At 30.6% G+C, this 20,332-nt stretch carries 12 protein-coding genes and 1 pseudogene; 5 read left to right on the forward strand and 8 right to left on the reverse strand.

Features of this window, described 5'->3' with window-relative positions; all coding sequences use genetic code 11:
• Positions 1 to 77: 77 nt before the first annotated feature.
• The 4 genes and pseudogenes from LEBU_RS10275 to LEBU_RS10290 form a co-directional block, all read right to left on the reverse strand.
• Positions 78 to 302, reverse strand: coding sequence for a heavy-metal-associated domain-containing protein (locus LEBU_RS10275; protein WP_015770264.1), 225 nt, complete (start codon positions 300 to 302; stop codon positions 78 to 80).
• Positions 303 to 474: 172 nt separating this feature from the next.
• Positions 475 to 1,819, reverse strand: a pseudogene (locus tag LEBU_RS10280) (ISLre2 family transposase).
• A gap of 180 nt (positions 1,820 to 1,999) precedes the next feature.
• Complete coding sequence (locus tag LEBU_RS10285; RefSeq protein ID WP_015770265.1) at positions 2,000 to 5,053, reverse strand: S8 family serine peptidase; 3,054 nt, start codon at positions 5,051 to 5,053, stop codon at positions 2,000 to 2,002.
• A 358-nt stretch (positions 5,054 to 5,411) separates the two neighbouring features.
• Positions 5,412 to 5,858 (reverse strand): DUF333 domain-containing protein, encoded by a 447-nt coding sequence (locus tag LEBU_RS10290; RefSeq protein WP_015770266.1) that lies wholly within the window; start codon positions 5,856 to 5,858, stop codon positions 5,412 to 5,414.
• A 287-nt stretch (positions 5,859 to 6,145) separates the two neighbouring features.
• Between LEBU_RS10290 and LEBU_RS10295 the strand changes: the two genes are divergently transcribed.
• Positions 6,146 to 6,541 (forward strand): hypothetical protein, encoded by a 396-nt coding sequence (locus LEBU_RS10295; protein WP_015770267.1) that lies wholly within the window; start codon positions 6,146 to 6,148, stop codon positions 6,539 to 6,541.
• Between the two features lie 513 nt (positions 6,542 to 7,054).
• Here LEBU_RS10295 and LEBU_RS10300 read toward each other — a convergent pair.
• Positions 7,055 to 8,758, reverse strand: a complete 1,704-nt coding sequence (locus tag LEBU_RS10300) for an AIPR family protein (protein WP_015770268.1) — start codon at positions 8,756 to 8,758, stop codon at positions 7,055 to 7,057.
• 98 nt (positions 8,759 to 8,856) lie between these two features.
• Positions 8,857 to 10,401 carry a glutamine-hydrolyzing GMP synthase gene (gene guaA, locus LEBU_RS10305; RefSeq protein WP_015770269.1) on the reverse strand — a complete coding sequence of 515 codons (1,545 nt, stop codon included), beginning with the start codon at positions 10,399 to 10,401 and terminating at the stop codon, positions 8,857 to 8,859.
• A 302-nt stretch (positions 10,402 to 10,703) separates the two neighbouring features.
• Here guaA and adhE point away from each other — a divergent pair, with 302 nt between their 5' ends.
• Positions 10,704 to 13,331 (forward strand): bifunctional acetaldehyde-CoA/alcohol dehydrogenase, encoded by a 2,628-nt coding sequence (gene adhE, locus LEBU_RS10310; protein WP_015770270.1) that lies wholly within the window; start codon positions 10,704 to 10,706, stop codon positions 13,329 to 13,331.
• 693 nt (positions 13,332 to 14,024) lie between these two features.
• Here the strand turns inward: adhE and LEBU_RS10315 are convergent.
• Positions 14,025 to 15,443: an NADP-dependent glyceraldehyde-3-phosphate dehydrogenase gene (locus tag LEBU_RS10315; RefSeq protein ID WP_015770271.1), complete on the reverse strand. Its 1,419-nt coding sequence runs from the start codon at positions 15,441 to 15,443 to the stop codon at positions 14,025 to 14,027.
• A gap of 177 nt (positions 15,444 to 15,620) precedes the next feature.
• A complete protein-coding gene (locus tag LEBU_RS10320) occupies positions 15,621 to 16,298 on the reverse strand; it encodes a Crp/Fnr family transcriptional regulator (RefSeq protein ID WP_015770272.1) in 678 nt (225 codons plus the stop codon).
• Between the two features lie 693 nt (positions 16,299 to 16,991).
• On the opposite strand from LEBU_RS10320, the gene glmS reads away from it, so the two are divergent.
• From glmS to LEBU_RS10335, 3 genes are read left to right on the forward strand one after another with little or no spacing between them, the layout of a single operon-like run.
• On the forward strand, positions 16,992 to 18,821 hold the full coding sequence (glmS, locus tag LEBU_RS10325) for a glutamine--fructose-6-phosphate transaminase (isomerizing) (RefSeq protein WP_015770273.1): 1,830 nt from the start codon (positions 16,992 to 16,994) through the stop codon (positions 18,819 to 18,821).
• A 26-nt stretch (positions 18,822 to 18,847) separates the two neighbouring features.
• On the forward strand, positions 18,848 to 19,471 hold the full coding sequence (locus LEBU_RS10330; protein ID WP_015770274.1) for a DUF3267 domain-containing protein: 624 nt from the start codon (positions 18,848 to 18,850) through the stop codon (positions 19,469 to 19,471).
• Between the two features lie 40 nt (positions 19,472 to 19,511).
• Positions 19,512 to 19,823, forward strand: a complete 312-nt coding sequence (locus LEBU_RS10335) for a hypothetical protein (protein ID WP_015770275.1) — start codon at positions 19,512 to 19,514, stop codon at positions 19,821 to 19,823.
• Positions 19,824 to 20,332 lie beyond the last annotated feature (509 nt).

Genomic DNA, 20,332 nt, shown 5'->3' on the forward strand with positions numbered 1-20,332 from the left:
ATCAGATGAAAAAACTTCACCTGATTTCCATATATTGTTTTTAAGTCTATGCAAAATTATATTCCGGCTAAAAATAATTATGAAATTTCTGTAACATCCTTTACTTTATAATGCCCAGCTGCATTTACTACATCTGCAATTAATAAGTCATCAACCTCTTCATTCAAGGTAACTTTTGCATTTTTATCAGCAAGATTAACTTCAACATTTTCCACTTCTGGTAGTCCATACAAAGCATCTTCTACTTTTTTTATACAATTATTACAATTCATACCTTCTATTTCTATAAGTTTTTTTAACATTTTTTACCTCCATAAAACTAGCTAATTTGATACAATTATTAATTTAATTCAAAACCTTTTTAATTGTACCATATGTAAAAAAATATTTCAAATTTTTATACACGAAAAGACAGAGTAAAAAAAATAGGGGCAGTCATTAAATACCACAACAAATCTTTTTTGACTGCTTTTTTTAAAATATTTTACTTTGTAATATTTCTTTCAAAACTTCCCTAAGCGGACATTCTCCTCCTCTCAAATATGGCATATTTGTGTTTTTTCCTGTTTCATTAACAATTTCTGGCAAGCATTCCATCTCTATTACCTTTTCTAGTGAACTCGTTCTTTTGCCGCTAAAGTACAATTCATACGCCTTTTCCCTGTTTTTTCCATAGTTTGCAAAGAAAGTGTGGTATAACGCTCTTGCCTTTATCTTTCTTCTTGAAAATGCTTTTGGCCTACTTGATAGAAATCTTGAGCATTCGTGGGATACTAGGGCTTCCGTCCTTGAGCCTATGTAGTCCTCCTCCGTGTATATTCTTCTTATCTTCTCATACTGGTTAAACAGCATCTTCGTCTGGTCTTTTCTTCTCTGGCTTACATTCTCCTTTTCCTTGAAATTTTCATAAAAATTCTCAAGTTCTTTAAAATCGTCTTCCTTTAGCCATTTGTAAAGATTTTTTGATATTTCCCTGTCCCTTTTAGAAATTTCAGCTATGGCTTTTACTAAATGGAACTTGTCATAGATGTGTATTGGCTTGTAAATTCCAAGCTCTCTTACAAAGCTGTCTATCCATATTCCTCCATCAGAGTTCACAATTAGTTTCTTTTTGTCCATATTGTATCTTTTTTCAATATAGTTAAGTACATACTCCGATACTTCCTCAAGCGATACGGATGCAGGAAACATTACTGTGTGCTTGTCAATGAGTTTGTTCCTGTCTGTGCAGATTTCCTCAATTCCACGATGTATTACAACCATCCTCATGTATGTATTTTTACTTCTTCTACACTTCATATGATCTTCATCAATCTCCATATATACTGGCGAATTGTCGTCTCTTTCAAATCTTTCAATATCAAGTTTCGGCATTTGAAAAGAATTGACAAGATTATACACGGTAGCCCTTGAAACACCGTAAGTTTTTGCAAGAAATGAAGCTGTAGTATACTGATATTCAAAAAGTATAGTAAAAATCATTTCCTCAGAAAGCCGTCTATACCGTTTAAGTCCAATTTTTTCATCAATATAATAATGAATGCCTGTTTTTTTTGTTTACATATTTTCGACGTTCAAAAGTTACATCCCCGAAGGCAGTGGTAACAGTTCTTTTAACAAATCCTTTGCTTTTAAACTTATTTTTTCTTTCGTTGGAATGAAAGAAGTAATCATCAACTCTTTTGACATAAACTCTAAACAGCGTTTCAAAAGCTTTTGTGACAAACAGCTTAAACTGCTGCTCAAACGGAAGTCTGAAGGAAAAAATATTTTTAAAAAAAGTCTTTACAAGTGAAGAAAAATTTGATATTCTAATCATAGAGGGAACCACCTTTCAATAGGATTTAGCGATTATATTGTAACTGGTTTCCTCTTTTTTGTTAATTCGAAATTTAATTAAATTTATTTGCCCCTATATTTTTTACTTTGTCTACACGAAAATACAGTAAAAACTGTATTAGCATCTTACTAATACAGTTAATTTTGCTATAATTATACCTTAAAAATTAAATCTAAGTCCAGTAGTAACAACATTATTGTTTCCCTTGCCTTTTCCACTGCTTATTTCACCATCATAGTTTACATACCATCCAAAGCTGGAATTTACTTCCGTCAATGCTCCAACTCCTGCCTTAGTCTTGCTCTTGGAAAGTCCTATCCCCTTCACTTTAAACGAACTTCCAGGTAATCCTGAATATTCAGCTTTGAAACTTAAGTCCTCATCATTAAAGGCTCTCTGGTGTGTCACGTAGCCTTGGAAGGTAGTTTTGCTTCCTCCATTCCATTGCACTGCCTTACCTACTCTCACTCCTGCCAATGCTGATGTCTGGCTGTAATTCTTTTTATCAGCTTTTAGTCCAAACTGGCTCTTGTCTTCTGAGAATGAACCCCTTGCAACCGTATCATGAGTAATTCCTGCAAACGGTGTCACAACAAAGTCTCCATTGCTGTTCTTAATGTCGTATCCTGTTTCTACATATCCTGAGTAAACTTTATCATTGTGGTTAATTTTTGCTCTTGAATAGTCATTACTGCTCAATATGATATCCCTTTCAACATCACTGTCAACAAATCCAACTCCAAAACGTCCTTGTAAATACCAAGGGATATCCTTATTCCCTAATCTTCCGTATAATGAAATTCCAAAGTTGCTGGCATCTGATTTTCCACCATATCTGTTAAATTTAACGTCGGCTTTTGAATAGGAAAGTGCTGTCCCTAGAATCAGATTATCTCCAAACTGCTTGTCAATCCCAACTTGTCCACCAAAGACTTTTGTGTCTCCTTTACCGTATCCGTTCTGTTCCAGCTTACCATTTGCTCCAAAGCTTGAAACCCACAGTCCAAAATTATCTCCAACATTGTCAAGAGTTCCAAGCATAACCAGCCTATTTGACAAGTCCTTATTTACAGTCTGTGAATGCTGGAAAGTTAAAGCCTGTGCTGATGCGTAAATCTGTCCAGAAAGACTGTCCAGAATTGCTGCCCTGTTTGTAAGGTCAAGAGCCTGCAATGTAGCGGCTTTCTTTTCAAAACTGGATAAATTTCCTGCTTTTCCATTTTCAATTTCTTCATCTAATTTCTGAAAAGCTGATTCTATATTCTGCGCAGTATTTTGCTGCATTTCATCGGCTTTTGTTTCTTTTGCATATTCCAGAATATTTTTTCTACTTAATTTTACATTTATCTGATTATCAGTTTTTTCAACTGAACCTTTTATTAATTCAGGCGTTTTCATCTTGTTAAAATTTCCATTTATTCCATTTTTAGCTTCAATTATTGTTGAAGATAAAGATTTTGCTGTAATGTATCTTCCGTTGCTTAGTGTTTGCAGTGTTGTATTTCCGCCATTTAAATTTACGCTTCCATTGACTATAAGTTTTGAACCAATTTCCGCTTTTGTTATAGAACCTGCAGTTGCAGTATAATTTCCTGTTATAACAGCTCCTGAGCCTCTATTTTCTAGAGTTCCACCTTCATTTTTAACATTTACTGGTGAAAAATTATCATAGTGAGAATTTTTTAATCCTATTATAGTTGTCGGTGTAGTTATTAAAGTCCCGCCTGATTTTATAGTTATTGGAGAACCATTTTCCTTTTGAATTTCTAAAGTTCCGCTTTCAATATCAGTTGAACCTTGATAAGTGTTTTTTCCAGCTAAAATCAATGTTCCATTACCAGATTTTCTCAATCCACCTAAACCTGTAATATCATTTTCAAATTTCGAAGTTATATTATCTCCAATATTAGCATTAAATTGTCCTTTTGCACCATTCCTTGCAGCAGATTCTCCAACAAGTAATTCATTGCTAAATTCAGCAGGTCCTTTTAATACTTTCCTTTCGTTTAAAAGTCCCCATCCGAATTTGTTATCTACTCCTGGATCTCCTAAGTCTGTTGCTGTTGTCAGTATTGTTTGCTGTATTTCATGCCCTGTCATCCAAGGAAATTTTTCTTTTATTTTGGCTGCCGCTGCAGAAACTTTTGGTGTTGCAAAAGATGATCCATATTCTGTACACCCATCTATCTCACAATCACCGCTTGCCGCAACAGTCCACCATTTCGCCGAATTTACTCCTTCTTGTAAAGAAGTCCAATCCGCTCTTGCAAAGTAAGGGCTGTATTCTCTTCCATCAGGTCTTACGCCCATTACAGCAATCCATCCTTTGTAAAGAGAAGGAATATAATAGGGTAATCCTGCCTGAACACTTACTCCATTCATGTTTGTACCGTCAAATCTTCTATTACCCGCTGCCCATATGAATAATGAACCTTCATTTACGGCATTTTTATAAAAATTTGTTAAAACATCAACTCTACGATCATTTTCTGTTGTTAAAATACTTTCAGTAAGAGTTCTTAAATATATTCTAAATTCTTCCCTATAATTAGGATTTTCTCTAAAACTTTTTTGTGAACCAAATGAATGGCTGTATATTCTAACTCCTTTATTTTGAAGTTCCTGATACTTATTTACATCTAAATAAAATCCGCTTCCTTGGCTTACACTTACACCATGAATTTTAGCTCCAGTAGCACCAGTACCGCTATTTCCTCCCAAGATAGTAGCTACAATTATTCCATGATTATTTTTACTCAAATTGTTTCGATTAGGATCTGAAGATTTTGTTTCCTGAATAAATCTATCTTTAAATTCTCTATCCAATATTTCTTCAAGATAGCTCTCCTTATGATACAACTGATTAGTATGTACATCTGGTGAGATAAAATCACTATCCAAAACCGCAACACTAACACCTTTTCCTGTAATTTGGTTTTGTGACGGATTATTTGATCCAGGCTGAGATGGATTTTGTGCATTAGAATTCCCTGGTTGATTATTTCCTGGCTGAGATGGATTCTGTGCACTAGAGTTCCCTGGTTGATTATTTCCTGGTTGAGTTGGATTTTGTGCATTAGAATTTCCAGGCTGATTTGGATTATTTGGTACAGGTGTGGTTGAGCCTGTCTGTGAAGAACCTCCACCTCCGCCACCTCCTCCGCAACTTGATAATGCCGTAACAAGACTGACTAATAATAGTACTTTTTTCATTTTTTTCTCCTTTTTTTTAAAATTATATTTGATTTTTAATTGTTATCATTACAATAATTTAAAATATACATTACAGTATAACATTTTTATTTAATTCTTTCTATGATTTTTTTTAAAAAATTATATATTTTTTATTTGCATAGTAAAATTACTTTAAAATCGAATTCAAAAATTATGATAAAAATTAGTTAACTACGTAGTTTGAATCAGATCTTATCATCTTTTAGCTCAGTTTTAAAACTACATTTATAGTTGTAAATACAATTATTTTGTTTAAAAATATAACAAAAATAAATAAAAAAATGACAAATTAAAAAACTTGCCATTTTATACACATTTTTAAATTTAAAATAATATTCTAATGATTTGCTCTGTAGTAATCCCATTCGTCAACTTTAGTACCATTACTGAATTGACATATTCCTTTTTCAGCTCCATTTCTATCCTTAACTTTTAGAGATTTACCACCTTTTGCTATACAGAACTTTGCTGCAGGATTTTCTGAATTTAATACCTGTCTTTCAAAATCTTGAACGGTTGGAGCATTATTTCTGTAATATTCCCATTCATCTATTGTTGTTCCGTTTCTTAATTTACAAACTCTGAAATCTCCCTTTTTACTTTTTACAAGGATAGATTCCCCACCTTGACTTACACAGTAAGATGAAGCTTGAGTTGGTGCTTCAGCAGTAGTAGAGGTACTTTTATTTTTTTTCTTTCTAAATATGCTTGATAAACTTGCTGACATTCCACTAATAGACATAGCTATTACCAAACCAGTTACAATGACCTTTAAATTTTTCATTTTTTTTCTCCTTTTTAACTAGTATTCTTAGTTTTTTATACCATAAAAGTTTTTGTTTTTTATTTATTTACTATTATTTTCTAATTTTAAAGACGTAAATTAAAAAAATTTATAATAAAATATTGACACCCTTATTAAATATGGTATACTTTAAATAAGAAGAATCTACACTTTTTGAATCTTATTTAAATTTTTCTGATTTTAATCACGATAAGTACATCAACTCTTCCTCATTTAAAATTATTAAAAAATATAAAAAAATTAAATTATAAAAGGAGTGATTTATTATGAAAAAATTATTATTAGGTTTTATGTTTATTTGTGCTTGTGCAACAACTTATGCCTATCCAAAAAACATAAACATAACTAAAAGCGAAGGAGCTTACATAAGAGCTAATTTCAGTACTTTATTTGGAAAAAATCAAATATGTCAAAGTATCGGTAGAACATACATTAATTTCCCTGCCATTTACGACGGTAAACGACCTGATTTAGATAAGGCTCTATTAAATCTTATTAAAAGGGGAGATAGAAACTATACTTCACAAGTTTATAATACAGCAAGTGGTGAAATAGGAAATTGGTATTTCAATAATTGTAAATTATTTCCAAGTGGAATAAGAAAAATTAGAGCACTTGATTATTTTTATGGTTATATGATAGCCTTTGAAAATGAAGGTTAAGATTAAACGTTGAGTACAATTTGTAGGAACATTATCTAAATATTATATTTAAATAAAAAGGAATGATTTGTTATGAAAAAATTGCTATTAGGTTTTATGTTTATTTGTGCTTGCGCAACAACTACGTATATTCTAGAGAACTAGCTGTAAAAAATAAGATTTGTCACAAGCACTTTTTAACCTTATAAGAAAAGCAGTTTCTAGCTATTATGGCTTTCAGATGAAGAAAATATAATATTATGGCATAAAATTGTGTTACATATAATGAAATTGAGGTTAGAAATAGTAAGGCTTTGGAATATTTTTATAAATATGTTTCAATTTTTAATTTTCTGTATTGAGAATAACTTAATATAATAAGCAGTATAATAAAAAATAAAAACATAATCTAACAAACCGGGAATGGAGATTTAAGTTTGAGAGGTTATGTTTTTATATAAGTTAAATTTTTTTAGTTTTATCATCTTTATTATTTTTACTTATTTGATTAAAAAAATACTTTATATGTATAAATCATAATGTTTCTATTACTTGTTTTATTTCTTTAAATAGTTTAGTATTTTTAGTTAATGCTGAAACATTTCTAACCCCATCAGGATGATTATCACATATTTGTTTATGAATCAAAAAAATAGAGTCTCTAATTAATTTATTATCATCAAAATCTATATTTTTTTCCTTGTATTTATTTTTAAGTAATTTAACTGCATTTAGTAAAATTATATCTCCTGTATTAACAAATAAATATTCATTAATCGTATCTAAAAATTTTGGATGAGAAATTCCTAAAAATTCTGAAAATTCACTTTTCGTTTCATTTCTTCTTGTCTTTCTATAGCTAGTTATTATTTTACTAATTTTTGCATACATGTTATTGGCTTCAATTACTCGCTCTGCATTTATATCCATTAATATTTCATCAATTTTATTTTTATCAAAAAGCAAACTTTTTCCTCTTTTAGCTATAGAAGCATGGTCATCAAGCCAATATCCAACATAATATTGTATAATATTTTCTAATTTTACTGGTACTAAACTATTTAATTTTTTATCTCCATAAACTTTTTTATATTCAAATTCCTTAATTTGTCTCTCAAGATAGTATCCTTTATTTTCTAATGATTTTTGTAAATCTCTAATTATTGTATGATTTGCAATAAAATAACTATCTTTTATTGGATTTTGAGAATTTAGATATTCTGTAATTTTCATTCGTTCATTGTAATCAGATATCTCAATGATTCTAGTTAAAATATCTACATTTTCTTGAAGTATATTATTTTTATATAAATCATATAAAGAAGTTACAGTTTGGCATCCATTGACTATTGATACACCTTTTAAATTAACACTCAATTTGTTTGGGCTGTTACTAACTTTATCACAAATGATTGTGATACCATTATTATAAAAATAAAACATTTCACTTTCTTTTTTATCAGAAGCAGTAGCTTTTATAGAATTATTAACATTTGTTTTTCCTTCATATAAACGAATATTTTCATCAAAAATAGTTTCTATACTATTTTCAATAGCATTTATAAGTGAGTTCCCATTTACTAATCCCACATATGATTTAATATTCATTGCATCTATATCATATGCAGAAGTCATTTGCTTGTATGCAAGTGTAATTTCTAGATTATTTTTTCTATTTATTTTTTCATAAATATTTGAAATTATTGATTTATCATGAACTTCTACTTGTAATTCACTACCGTAATCTTTATTAAATTTTTGAGAGAAATTGTCAACCAATTCTTTATTAGCATTGGCATCTATTCCTGTATTAAAACTAACAAAATATATTTTAAATTTAAAAATATCCATATCGTTTATTCGTTCTTTAAATTGTTTAAATTGAATATTTGATTCTTGATTTTCTGATTTATTTATTAATAAATTAAATCCATGAAAAGTTTTTAATATATCTCCTTGCTCAATTTGTGAATTAATTCCATTAACATTATTAGGAAATTTAAATTGCATGACTATTAATTCTTTTTCATCTTCATTTAATAATATAGCATCTATTCCATTATCACCAGAACCATCAATTATTGCTTCCCCTATTTCTTGTTCTTCTAAAAATAAATGATTTTTTAAGTACCAGTGTATAAATGCTTTTGATAGATTATTATAATCATTATTATTTTTTATTTCTTCTACTGATTCTCTTATTTGTTTATAGTATGATTCATATTTTGTAATTGCCATTTTGTTCTCCCTGATCTATATAAAGTTTTTTAGTGTTGTATAATTTATCATGTTTTCAAAATATTCAAATCTATTATGAATTAAAATATATATTTTGATTACTCCCACTCAATAGTACCTGGTGGCTTAGAAGAAATATCATACACAATTCTATTTATTCCGTTTACTTTGTTTATAATCTTGTTTGACACTTCCTCAAGGAATTCGTAAGGCAGTTTTGACCATGTGGCAGTCATAAAATCGATTGTATTTACTGAACGAATAGCTGCTACGTATTCATAAGTTCTTTGATCGCCCATAACTCCGACAGTTTTTACAGGTAGTAATGTTACGAATGCTTGATCTACTTTGTCGTAAAGTCCTTTTTCCATCAATTCGATAATGAAAATATCATCAGCTTCTTGAAGAATTTTTACTTTGTCAGGAGTTACTTCTCCGATAACTCTGATTCCAAGTCCTGGACCTGGGAAGGGGTGTCTTTTTATAATTGTGTCAGGAAGTCCAAGTTCGTGTCCAACTTTTCTTACTTCGTCTTTAAATAGTTCTTTTAAAGGTTCTAACAGTTCAAATTGCAAGTCTTCTGGTAGTCCTCCTACGTTGTGGTGAGATTTTATTGTGTGTGAAGGACCTTTTATAGACTGAGATTCAATTACGTCTGGGTAAATTGTTCCTTGTGCTAGGAATTTTGCACCTTCTTGTCCTTTCAGTTTTCTTATTTCTTCGTTAAAGACTTCGATAAATTCATTTCCGATGATTTTTCTCTTGGCTTCAGGCTCGTCTATACCTTTTAATTTGTTTAAAAATCTATCTTTTGCGTCAACAAAAACTATGTTTAAGTCAAAATGTTCCTTGTAGTATTCAAGAACTTTTTTGCCTTCGTCTTTTCTCAAAAGTCCAGTGTCTACGAACATACAAGTAAGCTGATGTCCAATTGCATTGTTGATTAGAACCGCGGCAACTGATGAATCTACTCCTCCTGAAAGTGCAAGCAGTACGTGCTCATCTCCGACAGTTTTCTTGATAAATTTTGTTTTTTCAGCAATAAAGCTTGAAATTTTCCAGTTTCTCTCACATTTACAGATGTTAAATACGAAGTTTTCCAAAATTTGTGTTCCACATTCAGAATGGACTACTTCTGGATGAAATTGAAGTGCATAAATTCCGTTGTTATTTGTAATTGCGGCGATTGATGAATCTGTTTTTGCAATTATTTCAAAATCTTTTGGTAATTCTGTAATGTGGTCGTTGTGACTCATCCAGATGTTAGAAGATTTTTTTACTCCTGTAAACAATGGATTATCACTATTTTCCACTTCCAGCACAGCTTTTCCAAACTCCCTTGAATCAGCCTTTTCAACTTTTCCACCATTTAAGTGTGTAATTAGCTGCATTCCATAGCAAATTCCCAAAATAGGAAGATTTAAGTTAAATACTTCAGGATTTACAGTTGGAGCGTCTTTTTCATAAACGGAAGCAGGACCTCCTGAAAAAATAATTCCTTTTACTTTTTCTTCTCCATTTTTTATTTTTTCAATATCAACCAAAGGCATAATTTCACAATAAACTTCCATTTCTCTAATTCTTCTGGCAATTAATTGACTGTATTGTGAACCAAAATCAATAATAATAATTTTCTCTTTCACATTTCACCTCTATTTATTTAAATTTTTTTTATAAAACATAATTTTACACAAGTATTTTAGCATTATTTTAAAGTTTTTTCTATAAATTTTTTGAATTTTTCAATTTATATCCATATTTAAAATTTTATTTAAACTTTAATTTTTCTCTTATTTTATAAATTTTATTTTTTGATTATTTATAGGCATAAATAGGTATTTTTATGAGAAAGTGAAAAAAAAAACTTGAGTTTTTTGGTAAAATAGAGTATCATATAAGTTATAAGGAATGTAACAAAATATACACTTTATTTATAGGAGGAAAAATGGCAGTAGTGAAAGATTTGGAAAGTTTGAAGGAGCTTATTCAGAGAGTTAGAAAGGCTCAGGAGGAATTTGCAACATTTGATCAAGAAAGAGTCGATAAGATTTTTAGAAAAGTGGCTCAAAAAATGAATGATGAAAGAATTACACTGGCAAATCTGGCAGTAGCAGAAACTGGAATGGGGATTGTGGAAGACAAGGTTATAAAAAATCACTTTGCTTCTGAATACATTTACAATAAATACAAAGATGAAAAAACTTGTGGCGTGCTGGAAGACGACAGATCCTACGGAGTCAAAAAAATTGCAACTCCAATAGGGATTATCGCAGGGATTGTACCAACAACAAATCCAACTTCAACAGCAATGTTCAAAACATTAATATCATTAAAAACAAGAAATGCAATAATATTTTCTCCACATCCAAGAGCAAAACAAGCAACAATTGAAACGGCTAAAATTGCTTTGGAAACAGCAGTAAAATATGGAGCCCCTAAAGACATAATCGGATGGATTGACGAGCCAAGTGTAGAATTATCGAGAGAACTTATGGCAAGTGCTGATTTGATACTTGCGACAGGTGGACCAGGAATGGTTAAGGCTGCTTATTCATCAGGAACTCCTGCAATTGGGGTAGGAGCTGGAAATACACCAGTTGTAATTGATAAATCAGCAGATATAAAAATGACTGCAAACTATATTTTGATGTCTAAAACATTTGATAATGGGGTAATTTGTGCGACAGAACAGTCTGTAATTATAGACAAAGAAATTTACGACAAAGTTAGAAGCGAATTTTTAAACAGAGGAGCTTATATCCTTAACGAAGAAGAATTAAATAAAGTAAGAGAAATATTGTTTATAAATGGAAACTTGAATGCTGAAGTAGTTGGAAAAAGTGCATATGTTATCGCAGGTATGGCAGGGTTTGAAATTCCAAAAAGTTCAAAAGTGTTAATTGGGGAAGTGGAATCTACTGCAACAGAAGAACCTTTTGCACATGAAAAATTATCGCCAGTGCTTGCAATGTACAAATCTGAAAATTTTGAAGATTCACTGAAAAAAGCTGATGAGTTAGTAAGACTTGGAGGATTAGGACATACTTCTTCATTGTATATTAATTTAGCAGAAAAAGAAAAAATAGATAAATTTGGAAGATTAATGAAAACAGGACGTACATTAATTAATATGCCAGCGTCACTTGGAGCAATCGGAGATGTATTTAACTTTAAATTAGAGCCATCATTAACACTTGGATGTGGTTCATGGGGAGGAAATTCTGTGTCAGAAAACGTAGGAGTAAAACATTTATTAAATGTAAAAACAATTGCAGAAAGAAGAGAAAATATGTTATGGTTCAAAGTTCCTGAAAAAATTTATTTCAAATACGGATCACTTCCGACAGCTTTAGAAGAATTGAAAGGAAGCCACAAAAAAGCATTTATCGTAACAGATAAAGTATTGGCAGAATTAGGATATGCAGAACACATTACAAAAGTATTGGATGAAATAAATATTGATTATAGAATATTCTCTGAAGTAAAAGAGGATCCAACATTAAGTTCGGCTCAGGCTGGAGCAAAAGCAATGCTTGAATACAATCCTGACGTTGTTATCGCTCTTGGTGGAGGATCTGCAATGGATGCCGCTAAAATTATGTGGGTATTATACGAACATCCTGAATTAAGATTTAGAGATTTGGCAATGAGATTTATGGATATTAGAAAGAGAATCGTTGAATTTCCTGAAATGGGTAAAAAAGCTAAATTTATCGCAGTTGCAACATCGGCTGGAACTGGTTCGGAAGTAACTCCATTCTCAGTAATTACAGATGATGAAACTGGAATTAAATACCCGCTTGCAGATTATGCATTAACACCGCATGTAGCAATTAACGATCCTGAGCTTATGCTCACAATGCCAAAAGGGCTTACAATAGCTTCTGGAATTGACGTATTTACACATGCTCTTGAATCTTATGTTTCAATTATGGCAACAGAATATACAAAACCATATTCAAAAGAAGCGGCTAGACTTGTATTCAAATACTTGCCAGAATCGGTAGATTTAGGTGCAAAAGCAATTAAAGCTAAGGAAAAAATGGCTAATGCTTCATGTCTTGCAGGAATGGCTTTCGCAAATGCATTCTTAGGAATAAATCACTCGCTTGCACACAAACTTGGAGGAAAATTCCACGTGCCACATGGTATTGCAAATGCTATGCTTCTTGAAGAAGTTATCCGTTTCAATGCAGTTGAGGCTCCAACAAAAATGGGATTATTCCCTCAATACAGATATCCTGACGCAATGCAAAGATACGCTGAAATGAATGATTATCTAGGATTTGGCGGAAACACTAAAGAAGAAAAAGTGGAAAATTTAATTAAGGGAATTAATGAATTAAATAGAAGAATTGGAATTCCAGCAAGCATTAAGGAATGGGGAGTGCCTGAAAAAGACTTCCTGGAAGCAGTAGACGAAATGTCACTAGATGCTTTTGATGACCAATGTACACCAGCTAACCCAAGATACCCGCTAATGGAAGAATTAAGAGAAATTTACTTAAAATCTTACTACGGAAAAGAATGGGAAAATGAAAAAGAAAGAGTAGCACAAATTTTAGGTTTTTAATTTGAATTTTTAAAATATACTCGAACCCATTTAAAATTGAACTACTAAAAATTATATAAATTTAGGATTTGAATAAATTAGTCATAGCTTTTGAGTTCAGTTTTAAAGAAGTTTCACTATAAAATAAAGTAAAAAAATAAGAGATCTTCTCAAACTTGAGATTATCTCTTTTTTAGTGAATTATTCTTACTTATAGAAGTTAATACTATTTCTTCTTTAAATAGCGAATGTTTAATAAATTTTGAATTACATACTTTTTAGTAAGGAATTAAAACTTTTTGTCCTTAAAATAGTTTCTATTTTATAATGGGATTTAGTATTAGATTATTTTATTTAATATTGGTTTTTACTATTTTTATTAGTTTTTTTCTTTTTTTTCGCAGGATTGCTCATTGCCGCAAATCCTGCACCTATGGCTAGACTACGACTTTTATTTGCCCAACTCCGAAACTCCTCCTTCCAGTCGTCAAACAGTCGTAGCTGAACAAATAAAAGCTCCGTCAGTTTATTAAAACAAAAAAATTATATTTTAATTATTTTGAAATACTAGGTTTTTATCCTTTGTTAGAAAAGTTTGTAATAAATTCGTTATTTAAATGGGGTTTAGTATTAAAATCTTTTACTTAGAAATTTCAAAATTAAAAGTCCAAAAAAAAAAGATGTTCTCCCGAAAGAAAACATCTCTTGTAAATTTTATATATCAAATACGATAGATTTAACTCTTGTCATGCTTTCTATACTGTATTTTAATCCTTGAACTCCTGCTCCTGAACCTTTAATTCCTAAGAATGGGAAGCTGTCAGGCCCTCTTTGAGTCTTGTTATTTATATGCACTGTTCCCACTTCCAGTTTTTCAGCGATTTCAAATGCCAATGGGAAATTTTTTGTAAATACTGCTGATTGTAGTCCATATTCTGATTTATTTGCAATTTCTATTGCTTCATCTACAGAATTTACTCTAATAATCGGCAATACTGGTCCAAATGGCTCTTCCCAAGCAATTCTCATATCAGTTGTTACATTGTCAAAAACTACTGGCCATATTAAGTTTTTTTCTCTTTTTACTGTTGTCAATGCTTTTGCACCTTTTTCCTGTGCATCTTTTATCAATCCTTCAATAAAGTCTGCTGATGGAGTGTCGATTACTGTTGTAATATCAGCATTATCAAAAGGATCTCCCACAGTTAATTTTTCAACTTGAGCTTTTATCAAGTCGGCTAATTTATCTGCAACAGAATCCATTACAAGCACTCTTTTAATTGCAGTACATCTTTGTCCAGAATAGCTGAATGCCCCTGCCACTATATCTTTTGCAGCTTTTTCCAAATCAGCATCTTCTAATACAATTCCAGCGTCTTTTCCACCTAATTCAAGCATAATTGGACGCATTCCAGCAAGTTTTCCAATTTTTTTACCAATTGGCGTACTTCCTGTAAAGTTTATAAAATTCACTTCCTCATGTTCAATCAAATAATCTCCAATTTCAGAACCTTTTCCAGTTACAGAGTTAAATACTCCCGCTGGAATTCCAGCTTCTGCAAATACTTGTGTCAATAGCAATCCACTAATTGAACCTTGTGTAGGCGGTTTAAAAATTACTACGTTTCCTCCTATTAAGGCTGGTGCAATTTTAGATGCTGACAAGTTTACTGGATAGTTAAACGGTGCGATTGCAAGCACAACTCCAACTGGTTCTCTTTTTACAACTCCACATTTTCTTTTGCTTCCAGCTTCAAATCCGCCACCATTTACAAATTCACCTGTGATTCTAAGACCTTCTTCCGCAGCATATCTAATCAAATCGGCAGTTCTCACAACTTCTGAAATAGCAGCCTTAATTCCTTTTGCCACTTCCTTTGCCAAGTTTTCCCCAATTTTATCCTTATCTCTTTCAAGAATATCCGCAGCCTTATTCAAATAAGCCGCTCTTTCCACAGCTGACAACGCTCTCCAAGCAGGTAAAGCCTTTCTGGCAGATTCCATAGCAAAGTCAACTTCTTCTCTTGACATAGCTGGCACTGTCCCAATCTCTTCCCCATTTATAGGCGAATAAATAGTTATTGTATTTTCAGAGTCTTTCCATTCTCCATTTACTAAATTTTGATAATTCATCAAAATGCCTCCTTATTCCATTTTTATACATTTTATATTTTAGCACATATTCCTCATAATTAATATAGTTTTTTTATATATTTTCTATTTTAAATCTTAATTTGTATTGTATAATCAAGTGCAAAACTAAAAATACACAGTAAAAATAATATGTTAATATCTACTTTTTTATAAATATCAAACATTTCTTTGAGAAATCTGTTGAAAATCTACTGAATATAAGTTATTCTCTATTTTTGTTAATATTTTTTCTTTACATAAATTGGAAATTTCTCTTGACAGTGCTGGTCTTGTTACTTCAAATTGTTTTGCTAAGGCTGAGATATTGGGAAGAAACTTTATTATACCATTTGTTGTATTTTCTTTTATGTAACTTAATATTTTCTCTTCAATTGTTTTATTTGTAAAATTGAACCATATTCTTTTTGATAAATGTTGGCTCTTGTTTGAAATTTCATTTATAAAATTTAGTAAAAGTCTTTTGTCTGACTGAATTAAATTTAGATATTTTTCTTTATTTAGAAATAAAAACTTGGAATTTTCCAATGCTATTAAGTCTACTGGAAAAACATTGCTTTTTCCAAATAAAAATGCTGAAGCTACAACTTCACCTGATTTCATCCGATTAATGACAGTGATATCTCCGTTAAATTTTTGCATTTCACCATGAGCAGTTCCTTTGATAACTATAATTACATTTTTTAAAAAATCTCCACGAAAAAACACAGTTTCATTTTTTTTATAGTTTTTTATTTTAAAACCAGTTTTTGAGAGATATTCTGAAATTTCCAAAGCGTTTAATCCTTTAAATAAGGAAACTTGCGTTAAAAATTGTGATAATTCATCTATTTTCATTTTTTTACCTTCTATCTTTTAATTCTAAATATATAATTTTGGAAACAAATACTTTGTCTCTAAAATATATTGAATATCTTACTTAATTTCTATATTATCATTTTTATTTTCAGTTTTCAAGAAAAAAACTTTTGAGGGAGTACAGAAAATTATTGCAAAAAATATAAAAAACATGAAAACTACGTAAACTTTATACAGGATTTGAAAGTCTGAGAAAATTTAAAAGCGATAATAATCGTAGAAAATTACTGTGAAACTAGTGATACAAAAGCAAAAGAATTTTTAAAAATAATAGGGAAATATTGAGAAATCTTCGGTTTTAACAAAATCTATCAAGAAGTTTCCTGCTTCTAAAAGTGGGAGTAATTCACTTGTTTGTAGGTAATTGAAAAAAGAAAATTTTAATATACAATAACCCTAATCAAATAAAGTTTGTGTATTGAAAAAATATGAAAAATTTGATATAATCATTTCAACTAGGAAATAAAAATAAAAAAGCGCCAGTCCTTTTGGAACAATCAATATAAACAATAAAATTTCAGAAGGAGACGAGGGAAAGAGTTATCGAAATATCGGCGGATGCTCTTTAGGTGGTTACAACCTTAATAATATACAAAAATTTCGAGTAATTGGGATTACAAAGGTATTATAGTAACGTTTTCTAGTAATTTTATATTATGAAGGAGAAATATTATGTGTGGAATTGTAGGTTACATCGGAGCGAAAAATGCTCAGGAATTTGTTATTGACGGGTTGGAAAAATTAGAGTACAGAGGGTATGATTCAGCGGGGATTGCTGTTAATACTGGAAATGAAAAATTTGAGATTGTGAAAAAAGTTGGAAAATTACAAAATTTGGCTGATGAGCTGAAAAAAAATCCACTTTCAGGGACAGTTGCGATAGGGCATACAAGATGGGCAACTCATGGAAAGCCATCTGATGAAAATTCACACCCTCATTTTAACAAAGATAAAACATTAGTTGTTGTTCACAATGGAATCATTGAAAATTATCTGGAATTAAAAAAAGATTTAGTTGCAAAAGGATATGAGTTTAAGTCAGAAACTGATACCGAAGTTGTGGCACACTTGTTAGATGAGCTTTATACTGGGGACTTGCTTGAAACAGTAAAGAAATTGTTAAAAGTTATAAAAGGTGCCTATGCACTTGGAATTATGTCTGTGAACGAGCCTGACAGAATTATTGCGGCAAGAAAGGAAAGTCCGCTTATTGTAGGGCTTGGAAATGGAGAAAACTTTATTGCGTCAGATATTCCTGCGATTTTGAAATATACTAGGGATGTATATTTGATTGAAAATAATGAAATTGTGGAAATAAAAAAAGATTCTGTAAAAATTATGGATGTAGAAGGAAACGAGATAAAAAGAGACATAACTCATATTGAGTGGGATTTGGAAGCTGCTTCTAAAGGTGGATACGAGTATTTTATGGAAAAGGAAATTTTTGAACAGCCAGAAGTGCTTGTAAAAACTTTGAACAGCAGAGTTGATGAAAATTATAACATTAATTTTGATGATGCAGGACTTACAAAAGAGTATTTGAGCGGAATCAATGATATTTATATTGTAGCTTGCGGAACTGCTTATCATGCTGGGCTTGCTGGAAAGCATATTATTGAGAAAAAAACAAGAATCCGTGTAGATGTTGACATTGCGTCAGAATTTAGATATAGAAATCCTGTAATTGATGACAAGGCGTTGGTTATTGTGTTAAGCCAGTCTGGAGAAACTTTGGACACGCTTGAGGCTATGAAAGAGGCGAAAAGACACGGGGCAAGAGTTGTTGCAATTTCAAATGTAGTTGGTTCTTCAATAGCAAGGGAAGCGGACCACGTTATTTACACTTGGGCAGGACCTGAAATTGCCGTTGCTTCTACAAAGGCGTACACGACTCAAATGGTAATTTTAAATTTAATGGCAATAGATTTTGCATATAAATTTGGAAAAATTACAAAAGATGAAGCAGTTGAAGATATTAAAAAATTGTATGATGTAAAACAAAGCGTTCAGAAAATGTTAGAATATGATGAAAAAATAAAAGATATCGCAGATAAGATTAAAGATAGCGAAAGTATGTTCTATCTTGGACGTGGGCTTGATTATGTAATCGCTGTGGAAGGTGCATTAAAATCTAAGGAAATTTCATATATTCATTCAGAAGCCTTTGCTTCAGGAGAATTGAAACATGGTACAATTGCACTTATTACAGATGGAGTGCCAGTTGTTGTAAACGTTACACAGTCTGACTTATTTGAAAAATCAGTATCAAATATAAAAGAAGTTACTTCAAGAGGAGCTTACGTTATCGCAATTGCAAAAGAAGGAAATACAATTGTGGAAGAAGTTGCTGACGAAGTATTCTATATTCCAAATGTGGAAGATGATTACGCAGGATTCCCTACAATCGTAATTCATCAGTTATTGGCATATTATTTATCAAAATTAAAAGGAAACGATGTTGATAAGCCAAGAAACTTGGCAAAATCAGTAACTGTGGAATAATTTTTAAAAATTAATTGGTGAAAATTATGAAATATATAAAAAAAATACCTGAAGAAAATAAGGAATATACAGGGGAACTTTTAAGGACAGGATGGAAAAAATTAAAAGAGCCAAAATTATCTTTAGTAATGTTAATTGCAATTCCTGTTGGTATATTCCTAATGTTGTTAAATATAAAGTATTGTCTATATTTTTTTCCCAAATTAAACGAGATAATTAATTATAGTGAAAATAGTTTTGCGATAGAATTTAAACTTGGAATTTGGCAATTAATACTTTATTTAATAATAACGGTACTGTTTCTCATTTTACACGAATTTATTCATTTGTTATTTGTACCAAATTTTTTTAAGTCAAAAAGAACTTTTTGGGGAATGAGATTGCTTTATTTTTTTACATACACAGAAGAGGAAATGTCTAAATTTAGAATGGCAGTAATTTTTATAGCTCCTTTATTATTTTTATCATTTATTTTTCCAGTTATTTTAAATATTTTAGGAATAATGAATGGATTTATAATGTTTTTGTGTGTATTAAATGCGGGTGGTTCTTGTGTAGATGTGTTTTATACATTATTAATTTTATTTAAAATTCCAAATGGCTCGATTGTAAAAAATAATGGTGCAGTAACTTTTTATAAAAAAAGATAGTTATTTAATAATTATAAATAAAAAAATGGAGGAAAAGATTATGAAATTTGATGATTTAAAAAAAGGTGCAGAAGATGCATTGAAAAAAACTGTAGATGGAGCAAAAGACTTGGCTGACAAAGCTGCTGACAAAACAAAGGAAATTGCAGGAAGCGAAGTTGCTCAAAATATAAAAAAAGGAACTGAAGAAGTTTTTGAAAAAACAGTAGAAGGAGCAAAAGATTTAGCTAATAAAGCAGCAAACAACAAAATTGTTAAAGATGTGGAAAAAGGTGCTGAAAAAGCAGTAGATAAAACTGTAGAAGGAGCAAAGGACTTAGCTGGTAAAGTTACTGGAATGTTTAAAAAATAGTAAAAACAAAAATGTACTAAAAAGAAATTATTTGGAGTATCAGTTTTGGTACTCCATTTTTTAAAAAAAATTTTGAAAAATCAAAAAAATGTGGTAAAATAATTTTGTGGTAAGTTAAAGTAGAGTATCCATTAAAACAAGGATTGAAACATCTTGAGATCAAACCCTCCATAAATAAAAATTTATAGTTAAAGTAGAGTATCCATTAAAATAAGGATTGAAACTAATTGGATGAGCTCTAAACTCATCTGTTTGGTTTGGTTAAATAGAGTATCCATCAAAACAAGGATTAAACTATTCGTTAAAAACAACAACTTTTATATAAGGTTGTTTTTTTTGTTTGTAAATAAAATAAGTTATACTATTCCCCGTTTAAATAGCGAATGTTTAATAAATTTTGAATTACATACTATTTAGTAAGGAATTAAAACTTTTGTCCTTAATATAGTTTCTATTTTATAAGGGATTTAGTATTAGATTATTTTATTTACTATCGGTTTTTACTATTT

Source organism: Leptotrichia buccalis C-1013-b (assembly GCF_000023905.1).
GTDB classification, from domain to species: Bacteria; Fusobacteriota; Fusobacteriia; order Fusobacteriales; family Leptotrichiaceae; genus Leptotrichia; species Leptotrichia buccalis.